The sequence below is a fragment of the Sinorhizobium sp. KGO-5 genome (assembly GCF_036245905.1).
GTDB classification, from domain to species: domain Bacteria; phylum Pseudomonadota; class Alphaproteobacteria; order Rhizobiales; family Rhizobiaceae; genus Sinorhizobium; species Sinorhizobium meliloti_A.
The window spans coordinates 652,802-668,509 of record NZ_BDIZ01000001.1 but is presented as its reverse complement, the minus strand read 5'-3'; the positions used below and the strand labels follow the sequence as shown (position 1 = coordinate 668,509).

The following is a 15,708-nucleotide window of genomic DNA, read 5'->3' as shown; positions in this document are numbered from 1 at the left end:
TGCGAAGGCCGCAAACGCCTGAAAATCGGCCCAAAGCGGGGGAAGGCGGGCATTTAACTCTGGCCGCCGCCACATTCATACTGTAAGCGACGGCGGAATGATGTCACCATTCCGAGCGGTTCGGCGACGATGAGAGAGCTTTCCTACACCCGCATGCCGCCCTATTTGGAACGTCACGAGCCGCAGCCCGCATCGCAGCCGCGGATGACAGGTTGCGCTTCAAATCAGACCGAACTTGCACTAAAGCAGGTCGGAGAACACATAATAGACTCGGGAAGCAACCATTCATGACCACCAGACAATCCAGCTTCAGCTATGAGGAAATCCTGATCTGCGGCCGAGGCGAAATGTTTGGCCCCGGCAATGCGCAGCTGCCGCTGCCGCCGATGCTGATGTTCAACCGCATTACCGACATTTCGGAAACGGGCGGGCCAAACGACAAGGGTTATGTCCGCGCCGAATTCGACATTACGCCGGATCTCTGGTTCTTTCCCTGCCACTTCATGGGCGATCCGGTCATGCCCGGCTGCCTCGGTCTCGACGCAATGTGGCAATTGACCGGTTTCTTCCTCGGCTGGCTCGGCGAGGCCGGCAAGGGCCGCGCCATCTCGACCGGGGAAGTGAAGTTCACCGGCATGGTGACGCCGAAGACCAAGCTGGTAGAATACGGCATCGACTTCAAGCGCGTCATGCGCGGCCGTCTGGTTCTCGGCATCGCCGACGGCTGGATGAAGGCCGATGGCGAAACGATCTACAAGGCCACCGATCTCAGGGTCGGCCTCTTCCAGGAAAAGGCCGACTGAACTGCGGGCAATCCCCGCACGGTTCCAATCGAAGAAAAGGTCATCTGACATGAGACGGGTTGTTGTAACGGGCCTCGGCATCGTTTCCTCGATCGGCAGCGATGCCGACGAAGTCACCGCGTCGCTCCGCGATGCGCGGTCGGGCATCACGTTTTCTCCGGATTTTGCCGAGCACGGCTTCAAGTGCCAGGTCTGGGGAGCGCCGACGCTCGATCCGAGCGACCTCGTCGACCGCCGCGCCATGCGCTTCCTGTCCCAGGGCGGCGCCTGGAACCATGTGGCGATGAAGCAGGCGATCGCCGATTCCGGGCTCGAGGCCGGCGACATCACCAATGAGCGCACCGGCATCATCATGGGTTCGGGCGGCCCTTCTACCCGCGCGATCGTCGAAGCGGCGGAGATCACCCGCAAGAACAACAGCCCGAAGCGGATCGGTCCCTTCGTGGTGCCGAAGGCGATGTCGTCTACGGCTTCGGCGACGCTTGCGACCTGGTTCCAGATCCACGGCGTCAACTACTCGATCTCGTCGGCCTGCTCGACTTCGGCGCATTGCATCGGCAATGCCGCGGAAATGATCCAGTGGGGCAAGCAGGACGTCATGTTCGCGGGCGGCCACGAGGATCTCGACTGGACCATGTCCAATCTCTTCGACGCCATGGGCGCCATGTCGTCGAAGTACAACGACACGCCATCCGTCGCCTCACGCGCCTATGACGCGAACCGCGACGGCTTCGTCATCGCCGGCGGTGCCGGCGTTCTCGTTCTGGAAGAACTGGAGCGCGCCAAGGCGCGCGGCGCCAAGATCTATGCGGAAATCGTCGGTTACGGCGCCACTTCGGACGGCTACGACATGGTCGCGCCTTCCGGCGAAGGCGCGGTGCGCTGCATGCGCCAGGCGCTGGCCACGGTGAAGGGCGAGGTCGACTACATCAATACCCACGGCACCTCGACGCCGGTCGGCGATCAGAAGGAGATCGGCGCCATCCGCGAAGTCTTCGGCGAAAAGATGCCGCATGTGCAGTCCACGAAATCGCTGACCGGCCACTCGCTCGGCGCCGCCGGCGTGCAGGAATCGATCTACGGTCTCCTGATGATGCAGGCCGGCTTCATCGGCGAAAGCGCTCACATCACCGAGCTCGACCCCGAATTCGAAGGCGTGCCGATCGTCCGCAAGCGCATCGACAATGCCAAGATCGACACGGTTCTTTCGAACTCCTTCGGCTTCGGCGGCACGAACGCGACGCTCGTCTTCCAGCGCTATAACGGATAACACGATGAACGGACTGATGAACGGAAAGCGCGGCCTCATCATGGGCGTCGCCAACAACCATTCTATTGCCTGGGGTATCGCCAAGTCTCTCGCCGCTCAGGGCGCCGAGCTCGCCTTCACCTATCAGGGCGAAGCTCTCGGCAAACGCGTCAAGCCGCTGGCTGCGGAGGTCAATTCCGACTTCCTGCTCCCCTGCGACGTCGAGGACCTCGACTCCGTCGACGCAGTCGTCGACGCCATAAGGGAGCGCTGGGGCAAGCTCGATTTCGTCGTCCACGCCATCGGCTTCTCGGACAAGAACGAGCTCAAGGGTCTCTATGCCGACACGACGCGGGACAATTTCAGCCGCACCATGGTGATCTCCTGCTTCTCCTTTACCGAGATTGCCAAGCGTGCAGCGGAGCTGATGAGCGAGGGCGGCACCATGCTGACGCTCACCTATGGCGGCTCGATGCGGGTCATGCCCAACTACAACGTCATGGGCGTCGCCAAAGCCGCGCTCGAAGCTTCGGTACGCTACCTGGCCGCCGATTACGGAGCGCGCGGCATCCGCGTCAATGCGATCTCGGCCGGTCCGATCCGGACGCTTGCAGGCGCCGGCATTTCCGACGCGCGCGCGATGCTCTCCTGGCAGCAGAAGAACTCGCCCCTGCGCCGGACCGTCACCATAGAAGACGTCGGCAGTTCCGCACTTTATCTGCTCTCGGACCTCTCGCGCGGCGTCACCGGGGAAATTCACTATGTGGATTCCGGCTACAACATCACGTCGATGCCGACGCTCGAAGCCTTGCGGGTCGCAGACGCGGATTAAGCAGGGATTGCCCCTTACCTAACCTTCTCCCCGCTTGCGGAGACGGGCGATGGGGTCAGAACGGACGCCGCACCTCCCTTGGCCCCGCTTGCGGGGAGAAGGTGGACGGCAGACCGGATGAGGAGCTGTTCACTGGGTCAGCGTTTCGCCCAGAGCACCTTGAAGCGCGCATTGCGGCAGGTCTCGCCGATTTCCTTGAAATTCTCCGTCAGGACCGGCTCATAGGGAAGTCCGCGATTGGCGACGAGCATCAGCCGGCCACCATGCTTCAGCGCCTTGGCGGCCGCCTTGATCATTGCCGCGCCGAGCGCAGGCTCGGCAGCATGGCCCTCGTGGAAGGGCGGGTTCATGACGATAAGGTCGTATTTGTCGCGCGTCTCTTCCGCCGTCAGGTCGTGCCAAAAGAAGCGAGCCGCCGTCGAAGGCGCATTTGCCGCCATGTTTGCCCGTGCCGCCTCCAGTGCTTCGAAATCCGCTTCGAACAGATCGATGCCCTTGAGGCTCGGCGAAGCCTCGGCAAGCTTGACCGAGAGATAACCCCAGCCGGCGCCGAAATCCGCCGCGTGACCGGTGAAATCGCGCGGCAGCCGCGACGCGAGCAGTTCCGAGCCGGCATCGACGCGGTCATGCGAGAACATGCCGGGCGATGCCACGAACAGGCCGTCGACGCGCACCGGGACCTTGGCGAGCGCCGAGATGGCCTCGGCAACCTCCTCCGGGCGCGTGAACCAGAAGGCCACACCGTGATATTTGGGCATCGAGTCGCCATCCCAGCCGAACTTGTCGATCCGCTTGCGCAGCGACTGAATGCCGTCCTCCTTGCCACCGGCGACCACGATCAGCGCGCCCGCGCGGGTGCGTTTCAACGCCTGCGCAATGCGGTCTTCGTTCTCGCCCTTGTGCCTGCCGCACAGAACGAGCGCGGCGTCGTAGCCGTCGCCGGCCGCCACCGGCACCACATCGGCGCGAGCTGCCGTCAGCGCGCGGTAGAGGGGCTTCAGCGGCTGTACGGCCGAGACGTCCGCAGCAAAGCCCTCCGGCAAGCGGTAGCCCGCCTCGGCGCCGAGGAAGAGCACCCGCTCGCCCTCTCCCGGCGGATCGATGATCCCCGTTGCGAAGGGATGGAACAGTGTTTTCAGCGCGTCGCGGCTCATGGGTTCGATTCCGTTTTCGTCACGAGAAAGGGCGCGAAGCGATCCGCTCCGCGCCCTGAATGGTTTCAGCCGAGGGCGGCTTACTCGGCGGCTTCGCCGCCGTCCTTCTTTTCGCCCTTCTCGGCAACGATCTCCTTGCCGGTCGCCTGATCGACGACCTTCATGGAGAGGCGAACCTTGCCGCGCTCGTCGAAGCCCATCAGCTTGACCCAGACCTTATCGCCTTCCTTGACGACGTCGGTTGTCTTGGCAACGCGCTCGGAAGCGAGCTGCGAGATGTGAACGAGACCGTCGCGGGCGCCGAAGAAGTTGACGAAGGCGCCGAAATCAGCCGTCTTGACGACGGTGCCTTCATAGACCTGACCGACTTCCGGCTCGGCGACGATCGAGTGGATCCACTTGCGGGCGGCCTCGATCTCCTTGGCGGAAGCCGAGGCGATCTTGACGGTGCCGTCGTCGTCGATATTGATCTTGGCGCCGGTCTTTTCGACGATCTCGCGGATGACCTTGCCGCCCGAGCCGATGACTTCACGGATCTTGTCGACCGGAATGTTCATGACTTCGATGCGCGGCGCGAACTCGCCGAGCTGGCCGCGGCTCTCGGAGATGGCCTTGGCCATTTCGGCGAGAATATGCAGGCGGCCTCCCTTGGCCTGGTTGAGGGCAACACCCATGATCTCCTCGGTGATGCCTTCGATCTTGATGTCCATCTGCAGCGAGGTGATGCCGGTGTCCGTGCCCGCGACCTTGAAGTCCATATCGCCGAGGTGGTCTTCATCGCCGAGAATGTCGGAGAGGACGGCGAAACGGTCGTCTTCCTTGATGAGGCCCATGGCAATGCCGGCAACCGGCTTGGCGAGCGGAACGCCCGCATCCATCAGTGCAAGCGACGTGCCGCAGACGGTTGCCATGGAGGAGGAACCGTTGGACTCGGTAATCTCGGAAACGACGCGCAGCGTGTATGGGAACTGTTCCGTGGTCGGCAGCATCGGATGGATGGCGCGCCAGGCGAGCTTGCCGTGGCCGATCTCGCGGCGGCCCGGAGAACCCATGCGGCCCGTTTCACCGACCGAATAGGGCGGGAAGTTGTAATGCAGCATGAAGTTCTCCTTGTACATGCCGGTCAAGGAATCGACATACTGCTCGTCTTCGCCGGTGCCGAGCGTGGCAACGACGATCGCCTGCGTTTCACCGCGGGTAAAGAGCGCCGAACCGTGCGTGCGCGGCAGGATGCCGACTTCGGCGACGATCGGGCGAACCGTGACGAGGTCGCGGCCATCGATGCGGCTCTTCGTGTCGAGGATGTTCCAGCGAACGATCTTGGCCTGCAGGTGCTTGAAGACAGCGGCGATCTCTTCGGCGGTATGGGCCGGGTTCTCGACGCCTTCCGGCAGGAAATGTTCTTTGACCTTTGCCTTTACCGCGTCCACGGCGGCATAGCGTGCGGCCTTCTCGGTGACCTTATAGGCGTTGCGCAGCTCGTCTTCGGCGATCGAAAGCATCGCGTTTTCGAGAGCGGAATGATCTTCCGGATTGAATTCGCGCGGCTCCTTGGCGGCAACTTCTGCGAGCCTGATGACAGCGTCGATCACCGGCTGGAAGCCCTTCTGGCCGAAAACGACGGCGCCGAGCATGACATCTTCCGGCAGCTCTTTCGCTTCCGACTCCACCATCAGCACGGCTTCCTGCGTGCCGGCGACGACGAGGTCGAGCGTGGATTCGTCCATTTCGTCGAGATGCGGGTTGAGAACGTATTCGCCGTTGATGTAGCCAACGCGGGCACCGCCGACCGGGCCCATGAAGGGAACGCCGGAAAGCGTCAATGCAGCGGATGCCGCGACCATCGCGACGACGTCCGGGTTGTTCTCGAGGTCATGCTGCATGACCGTGACGATGACCTGGGTATCGTTCTTGTAGCCCTCCGGGAAGAGCGGGCGGATCGGCCGGTCGATCAGACGCGACACCAGCGTCTCGTTTTCGCTGGGGCGGCCCTCACGCTTGAAATAGCCGCCGGGAATCTTGCCGGCAGCGTAGGTCTTTTCCTGATAGTTGACGGTGAGCGGGAAGAAATCCTGGCCTGGCTTCGGTGCCTTCGCCGAAACCACCGTGGCGAGCACGACGGTTTCGCCGTAGGTCGCGAGAACGGCACCATCGGCCTGCCGCGCGATTTTTCCGGTTTCGAGCTTGAGCGGACGCCCCGCCCATTCGATTTCTACCTTGTGTGTCTCGAACATGTTCTGTCCTTCGTGTGCGACAGACCTTCCGCGGCTCAAAAAGCGCGGGCGATCTCAAAGCCGCATGGTGGCGCATCACGGGCAAGACAACGGGAGGCTTCAAAGAAAACCGGCCGCATACCGCTTTGCCGCGCTGCGTATAGCAGCCGCTTCGGCAAGCAGGCGCCGAAGCATCCTGCAATCCTGCCCCATGACGGGCCATTGGTTGATCCGCGATCCCGGCCCATCCGGTCCGCTGGACGTTGCGCGTCCGATAGGACGCGCGGCGCTGTGGCGCCCTGTACAATACCCTAGGCCTTTTGAAGAGCGCACGGGCTGTAGAAAAAAGCCGGCGGGTTGCCGAGGCAACCCGCCGGACCAGTCGTTTAGCGACGGATGCCCAGGGCACCGATCAGCTTGGTGTAGCGCGCCTCGTCCTTCTTCTTCAGATAGTCGAGGAGCGACCGCCGGCTGGAAACCAGCGCGAGGAGGCCACGTCGGGAGTGATTGTCCTTCTTGTGGTCCTTGAAGTGTTCGGTCAGGTTGTTGATCCGTTCCGTCAGGATGGCAACCTGAACTTCCGGAGAACCGGTGTCGCCTTCTACGGTTGCGAATTCCTTGATGATCTGAGCTTTGCGCTCTGCAGTAACCGACATCGTTTGATCCTTTCGTTCGAGGATTTGAGGGTCGCCGGCAGCCGGGATGTCGTCCAGCTACGGCCGTTCGCACGAAGAGGCGGCGCCTTTCGCTGGCGTGCCTATAACCGAATCCGTTCCAAAAGGAAAGGGTCATGAAACCGCTGCGCGGCACCGCCTCCCGCGCACCGTCAATTCCGGTTGCGCACGGATGCTCCGGCATCCATTTGCGGTGGTTTGCTCAGGACGATCCGCCCCTCAACCGCCTGGCTCCTGCGAGGAAAGTTCCTCGCCGCGCGGGATGCGTATCCGCCATTCGATGCCATCCGCATGCATCGTCCTTTCGAGCTCCGCACGAAGCGCAAGGCCGAGCATGCGCTCGAGCACGACCGTGCCGAAGCCTCGGCGGGCCTTCTTTCCGGAAGGCGCGACGATATCGGCACCCCTCTCGCGCCAGCGAATGTCGATCGCACCCTCCGCCACCGACCACTCGACCTGGATCATGCCGGTCTGGTTGGCGAGCGCTCCATGCTTTATGGCATTGGTAGCCAGTTCATGCAGCGCCATGCCAAGGGTCTGCGCCATCTGGGCGTCCAGCCGCAGAGCAGGTCCGCTGAGCACGACGCGGTCGGACTCGGCCGGCATGAACGGCTGAAGCTGGTTGCGCACGAGTTCGCGGAAGTCGACTCCGGAGGCGGCGTTGGCCACCATGAGGTCGGTCGAGCGCGCGAGGCCCGCAAGGCGCTTGCGAAACGCCTCGACGAAATCCGACGGCTCCTCGGCCGAATTTGCCGACTGCGCCAGCATCGACTGGATGACGGTGAGCTGGTTCTTCGCGCGATGCGCGACCTCCCGCATCAGCAGGCGAATCTCGCCTTCGGCCTTGGCCCTGGCCGTCGCTGCGCTTGCGAGCGCGGTCGATACCGCCTCGACCTCGGTGATCATGTAGCGGCGCGCTTCGACGGGCTCGCCCGCTCCCAATCGCCGTGCATCCATGGCCAGCAACCGGACGCCCTGTGTGAGCAGCCGCGCGATGGTTAGTGAACCGGCGACCGCGATGCTTGCGAAAATGATCCCGCCGAAGGAGAGCCAGAGGAAGGACCATAGCATCGGCTGATCGACGATGGCGCTCGGCGCCCAAGCGACGATACGCCACCCGGTCACCACCGAAAACTCGGACGCGACGCGATAGTCCACACCCCTCGCGGTGGTATTGCTGACGCCGATGCTGAGCAACGGCAATTCGTCGAGAAAGAACGGGTCGCCGGATTTCACCGACGAGTCCGAGGAGACGATCACCTTGCCTTTTCCGTCGACGAGCGCGGCATTCCACCCGGGCGAAAGCGTGTCGCGGTTGACGGCTTTCGTCATGCGCTGGGCATCCTGCCTAAGACCCAGCAGATACTTCTTTCCGTCGGGCGTCGTGACCGGCAGATACACGGTGAAGACCCAGCCCTTTCCGATTTCGGCCGGGAAAGCCCCTGAAACCAGCGGTGCGGTACTCTGCAGGGCGAGATCGACCTCCGGATCCTTCGCCTGCCCGAGCGGCGTCCCGAAGGGAACGCGGGTGCTCAGGAGAAGATCATGGTCGGCGTCGACGATGATCAGGTGGGAATCGGTGTTGGCCAATGCGACCGATGCACGGTCGTATAAGCCTCGCATGTCGGCGAGGTCCACGGCGCCGGATTTCGCCAGCACCCGGAGCGTCGTCAGCATGCCGTCGACCTCGCGCTCGACGATGCGCGTGACCGAGCCGGTGGAGGCGCGCAGCAGAGACGTGACTTCCTCCCTCTGCGCGTCGAGATTGCGCTGCAGGATCACGAAGGAAAAGATGAAAGGCGGTATGATGGCGATCAGCAGCAGCGAGATCAGGTAGAAGCTGAAGGGCCTGCGAAGATAATCGCGGACGAAGCCGGCGGCGGCCTGCAGGCTGCCGGATGAAGCATCTTCCCGGCTCTTCTCTGACGCTTCCACCATATGTACGCCTCTTGCCGATTCCCTGCCGCATTACCGGAGCGGGTGCCGTGTGCTTCCGGGCCGCCCGTCCATGATTCGAGCGCGGCCGGCAGGCCCACAATGACAATATGGGCTTCGGCGCACAACGAGTATACGCCGCGCGTGCCGCGCCGCTCGACTTTAAACGCGCAAGATCGATTTTCGACCAGCAGAATTATTGGGAGGCGAAAACGCGCTTCGGCCGGAACTCGCCCTGCGCGATCTCACCGATCGCCACGAGCTTGCCCTGAACGGTGGCATAGGCCTCGGGCGCGGGCAGCGGTGCGTCACGCCCGCGCAGGATGATCGGATTGCCCATTTTGAGCCGGTGCGCCTGGTCGTCGCTGACCGCGATATGCGGCAGGTCGGACAGGGCCTCCCCCGTGTCGATCAGATAGGCGTCGAGCGCGGCGAGACGCTCCGCCTCGTCCTCGATCTTTTCCAGTGCCACGAGGTCGGCGAGCGGCACCATGTCCTCCTCGCCGAAAGGAGCGACGAAGGTGCGGCGCAGCGACGCGATATGACCGAAGCAGCCGAGATCGCGGCCCATGTCTCGGGCAAGCGAACGGACATAGGTGCCTTTGCCGCACTCGATCTCGAAGTGAGCGAGATTCGGAGCCGAACCGATGAGCGACAGGCGGAAGACCTCCACCTCCCGCGCCGGGATCTCGACGGTTTCGCCGTCGCGGGCGAGATCGTAGGCGCGCTCGCCGCCGATCTTGATCGCGGAGAACTGCGGCGGCACCTGCGCGATTACGCCGGTATATTTCGGCAGCAGGGCGCGGATCGCCTCTTCCTCCGGACGCGCGGCGGAAGAGCGGACGGCTTCGCCTTCGAGATCGTCGGTGGAGCGCTCCTCGCCCCAGGCCACCGTGAATTCGTAGATCTTGCGGCCGTCCATGACGTAGGGAACGGTTTTCGTCGCGTCGCCGAGCGCGATCGGCAGCATGCCGGAGGCGAGCGGATCGAGCGTGCCGGCATGGCCCGCCTTCTGCGCCTTGAACAGCCACTTGATCTTGGATACGGCCTCGGTCGAACCGAAATCGAGGGGTTTGTCGAGGATCAGCCATCCCGAAATCGGACGGCCCTTTGGTTTACGGGGTCTGGACATCGGTTCTGTCGCTTACTCTTCGTCGTCGGCGTCGCGATCGAGGTCGCGACTGACCTCCGGCGAGCGCAGCAGCGAGTCGATCTTCTGATAGTTGTCGAAGCTGGTATCGTCCCGGAACCGGACGTCCGGCATGTATTTCATCTGCCGCAATTGCGGGCCGAGCCGCCCGCGAATGAATTTCGCATGCCTGTTCAGCGCTTCGATAACCGCCGCGTGATCGGCGACCCCGAGTGGGGTCACATAGGCCGTGGCGATCTTCAGATCGGGCGACATGCGCACCTCGGAAATGGAAATCACCGTGTTTTCGATCAGCGGATCGAGTACTTCACCGCGTTGCAGCACCTGCGTGATCGCTGCGCGCACCTGTTCGCCGACGCGCAGCATGCGCTGGGACGGAGCGGAGGATGTGGATTTGGCCATCGTTTCACCCTGGACCGCGCCGATCGGGCGTATCAAACCCTCATCGAAACGCGATCGGTTCCAACATGCGAGAGGCGGGCGGCGTCGCGCGCCTTCTCACTCAAAAAAAAGCGAGCGCCGGAGCCGATCCGGCGCTCGCCAATACCCTGCCGGATCGGATCAGAGCGTCCGCGTGACGTGTTCGACGCGGAAGCACTCGATCGTGTCGCCGGCACGGATGTCCTCGTAGTTCTCGAAGGCCATACCGCATTCCTGGCCGGACTGAACCTCGGAGACTTCGTCCTTGAAGCGCTTGAGCGTCTTGAGCTTGCCTTCGTGGATGACGACGTTGTCGCGTACCAGACGGACGCCGACGCCACGTTCGACCTTGCCCTCGGTGACGCGGCAACCCGCGACCTTGCCGACCTTGGTGATGTTGAACACCTCCAGGATCTCGGCATTGCCGAGGAAGGTCTCGCGCCGCTCCGGCGACAAGAGACCGGACATCGCCGCCTTCACGTCATCCACCAGGTCGTAGATGATGTTGTAGTAGCGGATCTCGATGCCGGCACGCTCGGACGCATCCCGCGCCTGCTTGTTGGCACGGACGTTGAAGCCGATGATGGCTGCGTTCGAAGCTTCCGCAAGCGAGACGTCCGACTCGGTGATGCCGCCGGCACCCGAGTGAACGATGCGGGCGCGCACTTCGTCTGTGCCCAGCTTGTCCAGAGCGCCGGAGATCGCTTCGATCGAGCCCTGCACGTCGCCCTTGATGACCAGCGGGAACTCCTTGACGCCGGAGGTCTGGAGCTGGGTCATCATCTGCTCGAGCGAACCGCGCGAACCGGACTGGCGTGCAACCGCCTTCTCGCGGGCGAGCCGCTGGCGATATTCCGAAATCTCGCGCGCCCGGCTCTCGCTCTCGACGACGGCGAAGCGATCGCCCGCCGCCGGCGTTCCGGAGAGGCCGAGAACCTCGACCGGCGTCGACGGCCCGGCGGCCTTCACATGTTCGCCCTTGTCGTTGACGAGTGCGCGCACACGGCCCCACTGATCGCCCGCGACGATGATCTGGCCCGGAGTGAGCGTACCCTTCTGCACGAGGACGGTCGCAACCGCACCGCGGCCGCGGTCGAGCTCGGCTTCCACCACCGTGCCTTCGGCCGTCCGGTTCGGATTAGCCTTGAGGTCGAGGATTTCGGACTGCAGCAGGATCGCCTCGAGAAGCTTGTCGAGGTTGGTCTGGTTCTTGGCCGAAACCTCGACGTCGAGAACCTCACCGCCCATGGATTCGACGAAGACTTCGTGCTGCAGCAGCTCGGTGCGGACCTTCTGCGGATTCGCGGACGGCTTGTCGATCTTGTTGATCGCCACGATGATCGGAACGCCGGCCGCCTTGGCATGGTTGATCGACTCGATCGTCTGCGGCATCACGCTGTCGTCGGCCGCGACGACGAGGACGGCGATGTCCGTCGCCTGGGCGCCGCGGGCGCGCATGGCCGTGAAGGCCGCGTGGCCGGGCGTGTCGATGAAGGTGATCTTCTGGCCGTTCTGCTCGACCTGGTAGGCACCGATGTGCTGCGTGATGCCGCCTGCCTCGCCGGCAACCACGTTGGCGTGGCGGATGGCGTCGAGCAGCGACGTCTTGCCGTGGTCGACGTGACCCATGATCGTCACGATCGGCGGCCGCGACTGCATGTCGTCGTCCACGTCGGAGATATTGAAGATGCCTTCCTCGACGTCCGATTCGGAAACGCGCTTGACCGTGTGGCCGAATTCGCCGGCGATGAGCTCCGCGAGATCGGCGTCGATCAGGTCGCCGGGCTTCATCATCTGGCCTTCCTTCATCAGGAACTTGATGACGTCGACCGCGCGCTCGGACATGCGCTGCGACAATTCCTGAATCGTGATGGTTTCCGGCAGGACGACTTCGCGGGAGATCTTCTCGCGCGTTTCCTGCATCTGGCTGCGCTTGAACTTCTCCTGGCGGCGGCGCATCGCCGAAAGCGAACGGCCGCGCTGGCTGCCATCCTCGTCCACGGCAGCCGTCGTAAGCGTCAGCTTGCCCTGGCGGCGGCCCTCGTCACCCTTTGCGCGGGGAGCGGGCTTGGCCGGTTCCGGACGCACGACCTTGCCGCGGGGAGCACCGGCACCGCTGCGGCGGCGTTCGTCTTCCTCGCTCTCGGTCCCGCGGCGGCCGCGAAGTGCTGCACCGTCCGGCCCCGCCGGCGTTGCAGCCGGAGCCGGGCGTCCCGGCTGCGGGCGCGTCTCGACACGGCGTTCGCCGACGGCGGGACTTGCAGCCTCGACCTTCTCCTCGATCTTTTCAGCCTCTACCGGGGGGCGTGCAGCCTCTTCGGCGGCACGGCGCGCAGCCTCTTCCTTCTCGCGGGCGAGGCGCTCTTCCTCCTCGCGCCGGCGGCGCACTTCGTCCTCGGCGCGACGCTTGGCTTCCTCGGCGTCGCGAATCTGGGCTTCCGCCAGGGCGCGGCGGCGGGCTTCCATCTCACCGGCAGAGAGGTCGTTCAGGACGACACCGCCGCGAGGGCGGTTCTGTTCCTGGCGCGGCTGGTGCGGCTGCGGCTGAGGAGCCGGACGACCCGAGGGCTGCGGCGGCATCGGACGCTGCTCAGCCGGGCGGGCGGCAGGCGTGGCGGCAACCGGCGTGATCGGGCGCTCGTCCTTGTGCTTCAGCGGGCCGCGCGTTCTCTTGGTCTCGACCACGACCGCCTTGGTGCGACCGCGACCCATATCCTGACGCACCGTGCCCTGCGTCACCCCGGAGGGCTTCAGGGTCAGCGTCTTCTTGCCCGCTACGCTGAGTGTCTTGTCGTCTTTGTTGTCCGTCATTCCGTTCCGTTCCTAGCGATCAGGGCCGGATACGAAACCCCTGACCCTGTCTTCCAAATTGTCTCAAACAATGCTCGCTATGCCGGTCTCTGCCGGTGACGCGCTTCATTGCTGTGGCTTGCCAGCGCCGCCTTCGGCCCGGACCGGGACGGATCCTCGGTACTTTTCGAGCATGATTGCGCGCTTCACTACACCTTCACCTGCCTGCCCTGCAAGCGCTGCGGCATGGATAAAGGCATTACTTCCCAAAAGTCCCTCCATTTCCGCCCCCGTGAAGGGGCGGAAAGCGGGTATTTCCGTTTCGTCCTCGCTGACGAAGCTCATCGCCTTGCGGGCCTGATCGATCTTGCGGACGCCATCCGCGGCCGCATCGATCGCATGAAAGACGGCCAGCGCGGCAAGGCCGCGCACCGCCTGCTCCGTCTTCGTCGCGCCGGAGATGAACTGGCCCGCCTTGCGCGCCATGTTCATCATGCCCGCGAGCTGCTCGGCGAGAAGTCTCTCGACCTCGTCCGCGAGCCCGGCATTCGCCTTCACTTCGGCGCGAAGAGCGCGGGCGAAGAGCTTCTTCGCCACCGCTTTTTCCACGAGCTGCCGCTCGGACTTGACCCAACATCCGCGCCCCGGGAGCTGCCGCTTCAGATCCGCAACGACGACGCCGTCGGGGCCGGCGACAAAGCGGATCAACTCTTCAGGAGAGCCGCTCTCACGCGTGACGATACAGGTCCGGTTGTTGCCGTTCCGGTCCTTCGGACCCTTGTCCGCAGGCAGGCTGTCGGCATCGATCTCGACGATCATCGCGATCAGGCGTCCTGATCCGCGCCTTCGGCGACCTCGATCGTCTCATCCTGCTCCTGCTCCTCCTCCTGCTGCTTGACCAGATCCTCTTCGGTGATCCAGCCGGCGGCCAGGCGAGCCTGCACGATCATGGTTTCGGCCTCTTCCCGGGTGACTTCGAACTTCGAGAAGATGCCCTCGAAGCGCTTGGTCTCTCCATCCTTGCGCTCGGTCCAGCCGACGAGGTCGTCGGCGGCGCAGCCGGCAAAGTCCTCGATCGTCTTGATGCCTTCCTCGCCGAGAGCGACCAGCATCTGGCTGGTGAGGCCATCGATTGTCCGCAGCTCGTCGGAAACGCCGAGCTCCTTGCGCTTGGCATCCATTTCCGCCTCGATCTTTTCGAGATATTCGCGGGCGCGGGTCTGGAGCTCGTTTGCCGTATCCTCGTCGAAGCCCTCGATGGAGGAGATTTCGTCGAGTTCGACATAGGCGAGCTCTTCGACCTGGGCGAAGCCCTCGGAGGCGAGCACCTGACCGACCATCTCGTCGACGTCCAGCGCATCCATGAAGAGCTGCGTGCGCTCGTTGAATTCCTTCTGGCGACGCTCGCTTTCCTCCTGCTCGGTGAGGATATCGATGTCCCAGCCGGTCAGCTGCGAGGCAAGGCGCACGTTCTGGCCGCGGCGGCCGATCGCGAGCGAAAGCTGCTCGTCCGGAACCACGACCTCGATGCGTTCCGCGTCCTCGTCGAGAACCACCTTGGCCACTTCCGCCGGCTGCAGCGCATTGACGATGAAGGAAGCCGGATCCGGCGACCAGGGAATGATATCGATCTTCTCGCCCTGGAGCTCGCCGACCACGGCCTGCACGCGCGAGCCGCGCATACCGACGCAGGCGCCGACCGGATCGATCGACGAATCGTTGGAGACGACGGCGATCTTGGCGCGCGAGCCCGGGTCGCGGGCAACCGACTTGATGTGAATGATACCGTCATAGATTTCCGGCACCTCCATGGTGAAGAGCTTCACCATGAACTGCGGATGCGTGCGCGACAGGAAGATCTGCGGTCCGCGCTGCTCGCGGCGGACGTCGTAGACGAAGGCGCGGACGCGGTCGCCATAGCGCATGTTCTCACGCGGGATCATCTCGTCGCGGCGGATGATGCCCTCGCCACGGCCGAGATCGACGATGACGTTGCCGTATTCGACGCGCTTGACGGTGCCGTTGACGATCTCGCCGACACGATCCTTGAACTCCTCGTACTGACGATCGCGCTCGGCTTCGCGCACCTTCTGCACGATCACCTGCTTGGCGGACTGGGCGGCGATGCGGCCGAAATCCATGGGCGGCAGCGGATCGGCGATGAAATCGCCGAGCTTTGCATCGGGATTGCGGTCGCGGGCGAGCTCGATCGGGATCTGGGTCGAATAGTCCTCGGCCTTCTCGACCACTTCCAGGAGACGCTGGAGACGGATTTCACCGGTCTTCGGATTGATGTCGGCGCGGATGTTCGATTCCGAACCGTAGCGCGAACGAGCCGCCTTCTGGATCGCGTCCGCCATCGCGGCCAGAACGATCTCACGGTCGATGACCTTTTCGCGTGCCACAGCATCTGCGATCTGCAGAAGTTCGAGCCGGTTAGCACTGACTGCCATGTCTTGTCTCCGTCTGTTGCAGGCGCATCGAAAGC

12 protein-coding genes are annotated in these 15,708 nt (G+C 63.8%); 3 read left to right on the top strand and 9 right to left on the bottom strand.

Annotated features, from left to right (window positions below):
* Window positions 1-287 precede the first annotated feature (287 nt).
* Genes fabA through fabI form a run of 3 tightly spaced genes read left to right on the top strand, consistent with a single transcriptional unit; the run spans window position 288 to window position 2,884 of the window.
* Window positions 288-803, top strand: a complete 516-nt coding sequence (fabA, locus tag BHD07_RS03105; RefSeq protein ID WP_003534377.1) for a 3-hydroxyacyl-[acyl-carrier-protein] dehydratase FabA — start codon at window positions 288-290, stop codon at window positions 801-803.
* Between the two features lie 49 nt (window positions 804-852).
* Window positions 853-2,073 carry a beta-ketoacyl-ACP synthase I gene (gene fabB, locus BHD07_RS03100; protein ID WP_018093868.1) on the top strand — a complete coding sequence of 407 codons (1,221 nt, stop codon included), beginning with the start codon at window positions 853-855 and terminating at the stop codon, window positions 2,071-2,073.
* Window positions 2,074-2,077: 4 nt separating this feature from the next.
* Window positions 2,078-2,884 (top strand): enoyl-ACP reductase FabI, encoded by an 807-nt coding sequence (fabI, locus tag BHD07_RS03095; protein WP_018093867.1) that lies wholly within the window; start codon window positions 2,078-2,080, stop codon window positions 2,882-2,884.
* A gap of 137 nt (window positions 2,885-3,021) precedes the next feature.
* Here fabI and BHD07_RS03090 read toward each other — a convergent pair whose 3' ends face one another.
* From BHD07_RS03090 to nusA, 9 genes are all read right to left on the bottom strand, one after another.
* Window positions 3,022-4,038 carry a class I SAM-dependent methyltransferase gene (locus BHD07_RS03090; protein ID WP_338277606.1) on the bottom strand — a complete coding sequence of 339 codons (1,017 nt, stop codon included), beginning with the start codon at window positions 4,036-4,038 and terminating at the stop codon, window positions 3,022-3,024.
* Between the two features lie 80 nt (window positions 4,039-4,118).
* The gene (gene pnp / locus BHD07_RS03085; protein WP_275596972.1) at window positions 4,119-6,272 is read right to left on the bottom strand and encodes a polyribonucleotide nucleotidyltransferase; all 2,154 of its coding nucleotides are present in this window, start codon (window positions 6,270-6,272) and stop codon (window positions 4,119-4,121) included.
* Window positions 6,273-6,637: 365 nt separating this feature from the next.
* On the bottom strand, window positions 6,638-6,907 hold the full coding sequence (gene rpsO, locus BHD07_RS03080; RefSeq protein WP_003534369.1) for a 30S ribosomal protein S15: 270 nt from the start codon (window positions 6,905-6,907) through the stop codon (window positions 6,638-6,640).
* 237 nt (window positions 6,908-7,144) lie between these two features.
* Entirely contained in the window at window positions 7,145-8,863 is a 1,719-nt protein-coding gene (locus BHD07_RS03075) for a sensor histidine kinase (RefSeq protein ID WP_275596973.1), read from the bottom strand.
* Window positions 8,864-9,056: 193 nt separating this feature from the next.
* Window positions 9,057-9,992 (bottom strand): tRNA pseudouridine(55) synthase TruB, encoded by a 936-nt coding sequence (truB, locus tag BHD07_RS03070; protein ID WP_275596974.1) that lies wholly within the window; start codon window positions 9,990-9,992, stop codon window positions 9,057-9,059.
* Window positions 9,993-10,004: 12 nt separating this feature from the next.
* On the bottom strand, window positions 10,005-10,412 hold the full coding sequence (gene rbfA, locus BHD07_RS03065; RefSeq protein WP_100670045.1) for a 30S ribosome-binding factor RbfA: 408 nt from the start codon (window positions 10,410-10,412) through the stop codon (window positions 10,005-10,007).
* Between the two features lie 159 nt (window positions 10,413-10,571).
* A complete protein-coding gene (gene infB, locus BHD07_RS03060; protein WP_275596975.1) occupies window positions 10,572-13,241 on the bottom strand; it encodes a translation initiation factor IF-2 in 2,670 nt (889 codons plus the stop codon).
* A gap of 105 nt (window positions 13,242-13,346) precedes the next feature.
* Window positions 13,347-14,039: an RNA-binding protein gene (locus tag BHD07_RS03055; protein WP_003534364.1), complete on the bottom strand. Its 693-nt coding sequence runs from the start codon at window positions 14,037-14,039 to the stop codon at window positions 13,347-13,349.
* A gap of 5 nt (window positions 14,040-14,044) precedes the next feature.
* Complete coding sequence (gene nusA, locus BHD07_RS03050) at window positions 14,045-15,673, bottom strand: transcription termination factor NusA (RefSeq protein ID WP_275596976.1); 1,629 nt, start codon at window positions 15,671-15,673, stop codon at window positions 14,045-14,047.
* Window positions 15,674-15,708: the final 35 nt, after the last annotated feature.

Excerpts from the sequence above, each read along its gene's own strand:
- fabA (WP_003534377.1), top strand. The coding sequence starts at position 288 with ATGACCACCAGACAATCCAGCTTCAGCTATGAGGAAATCCTGATCTGC.
- fabB (WP_018093868.1), top strand. The coding sequence starts at position 853 with ATGAGACGGGTTGTTGTAACGGGCCTCGGCATCGTTTCCTCGATCGGC.
- fabI (WP_018093867.1), top strand. The coding sequence starts at position 2,078 with ATGAACGGACTGATGAACGGAAAGCGCGGCCTCATCATGGGCGTCGCC.
- BHD07_RS03090 (WP_338277606.1), bottom strand. The coding sequence starts at position 4,038 with ATGAGCCGCGACGCGCTGAAAACACTGTTCCATCCCTTCGCAACGGGG.
- pnp (WP_275596972.1), bottom strand. The coding sequence starts at position 6,272 with ATGTTCGAGACACACAAGGTAGAAATCGAATGGGCGGGGCGTCCGCTC.
- rpsO (WP_003534369.1), bottom strand. The coding sequence starts at position 6,907 with ATGTCGGTTACTGCAGAGCGCAAAGCTCAGATCATCAAGGAATTCGCA.
- BHD07_RS03075 (WP_275596973.1), bottom strand. The coding sequence starts at position 8,863 with ATGGTGGAAGCGTCAGAGAAGAGCCGGGAAGATGCTTCATCCGGCAGC.
- truB (WP_275596974.1), bottom strand. The coding sequence starts at position 9,992 with ATGTCCAGACCCCGTAAACCAAAGGGCCGTCCGATTTCGGGATGGCTG.
- rbfA (WP_100670045.1), bottom strand. The coding sequence starts at position 10,412 with ATGGCCAAATCCACATCCTCCGCTCCGTCCCAGCGCATGCTGCGCGTC.
- infB (WP_275596975.1), bottom strand. The coding sequence starts at position 13,241 with ATGACGGACAACAAAGACGACAAGACACTCAGCGTAGCGGGCAAGAAG.
- BHD07_RS03055 (WP_003534364.1), bottom strand. The coding sequence starts at position 14,039 with ATGATCGTCGAGATCGATGCCGACAGCCTGCCTGCGGACAAGGGTCCG.
- nusA (WP_275596976.1), bottom strand. The coding sequence starts at position 15,673 with ATGGCAGTCAGTGCTAACCGGCTCGAACTTCTGCAGATCGCAGATGCT.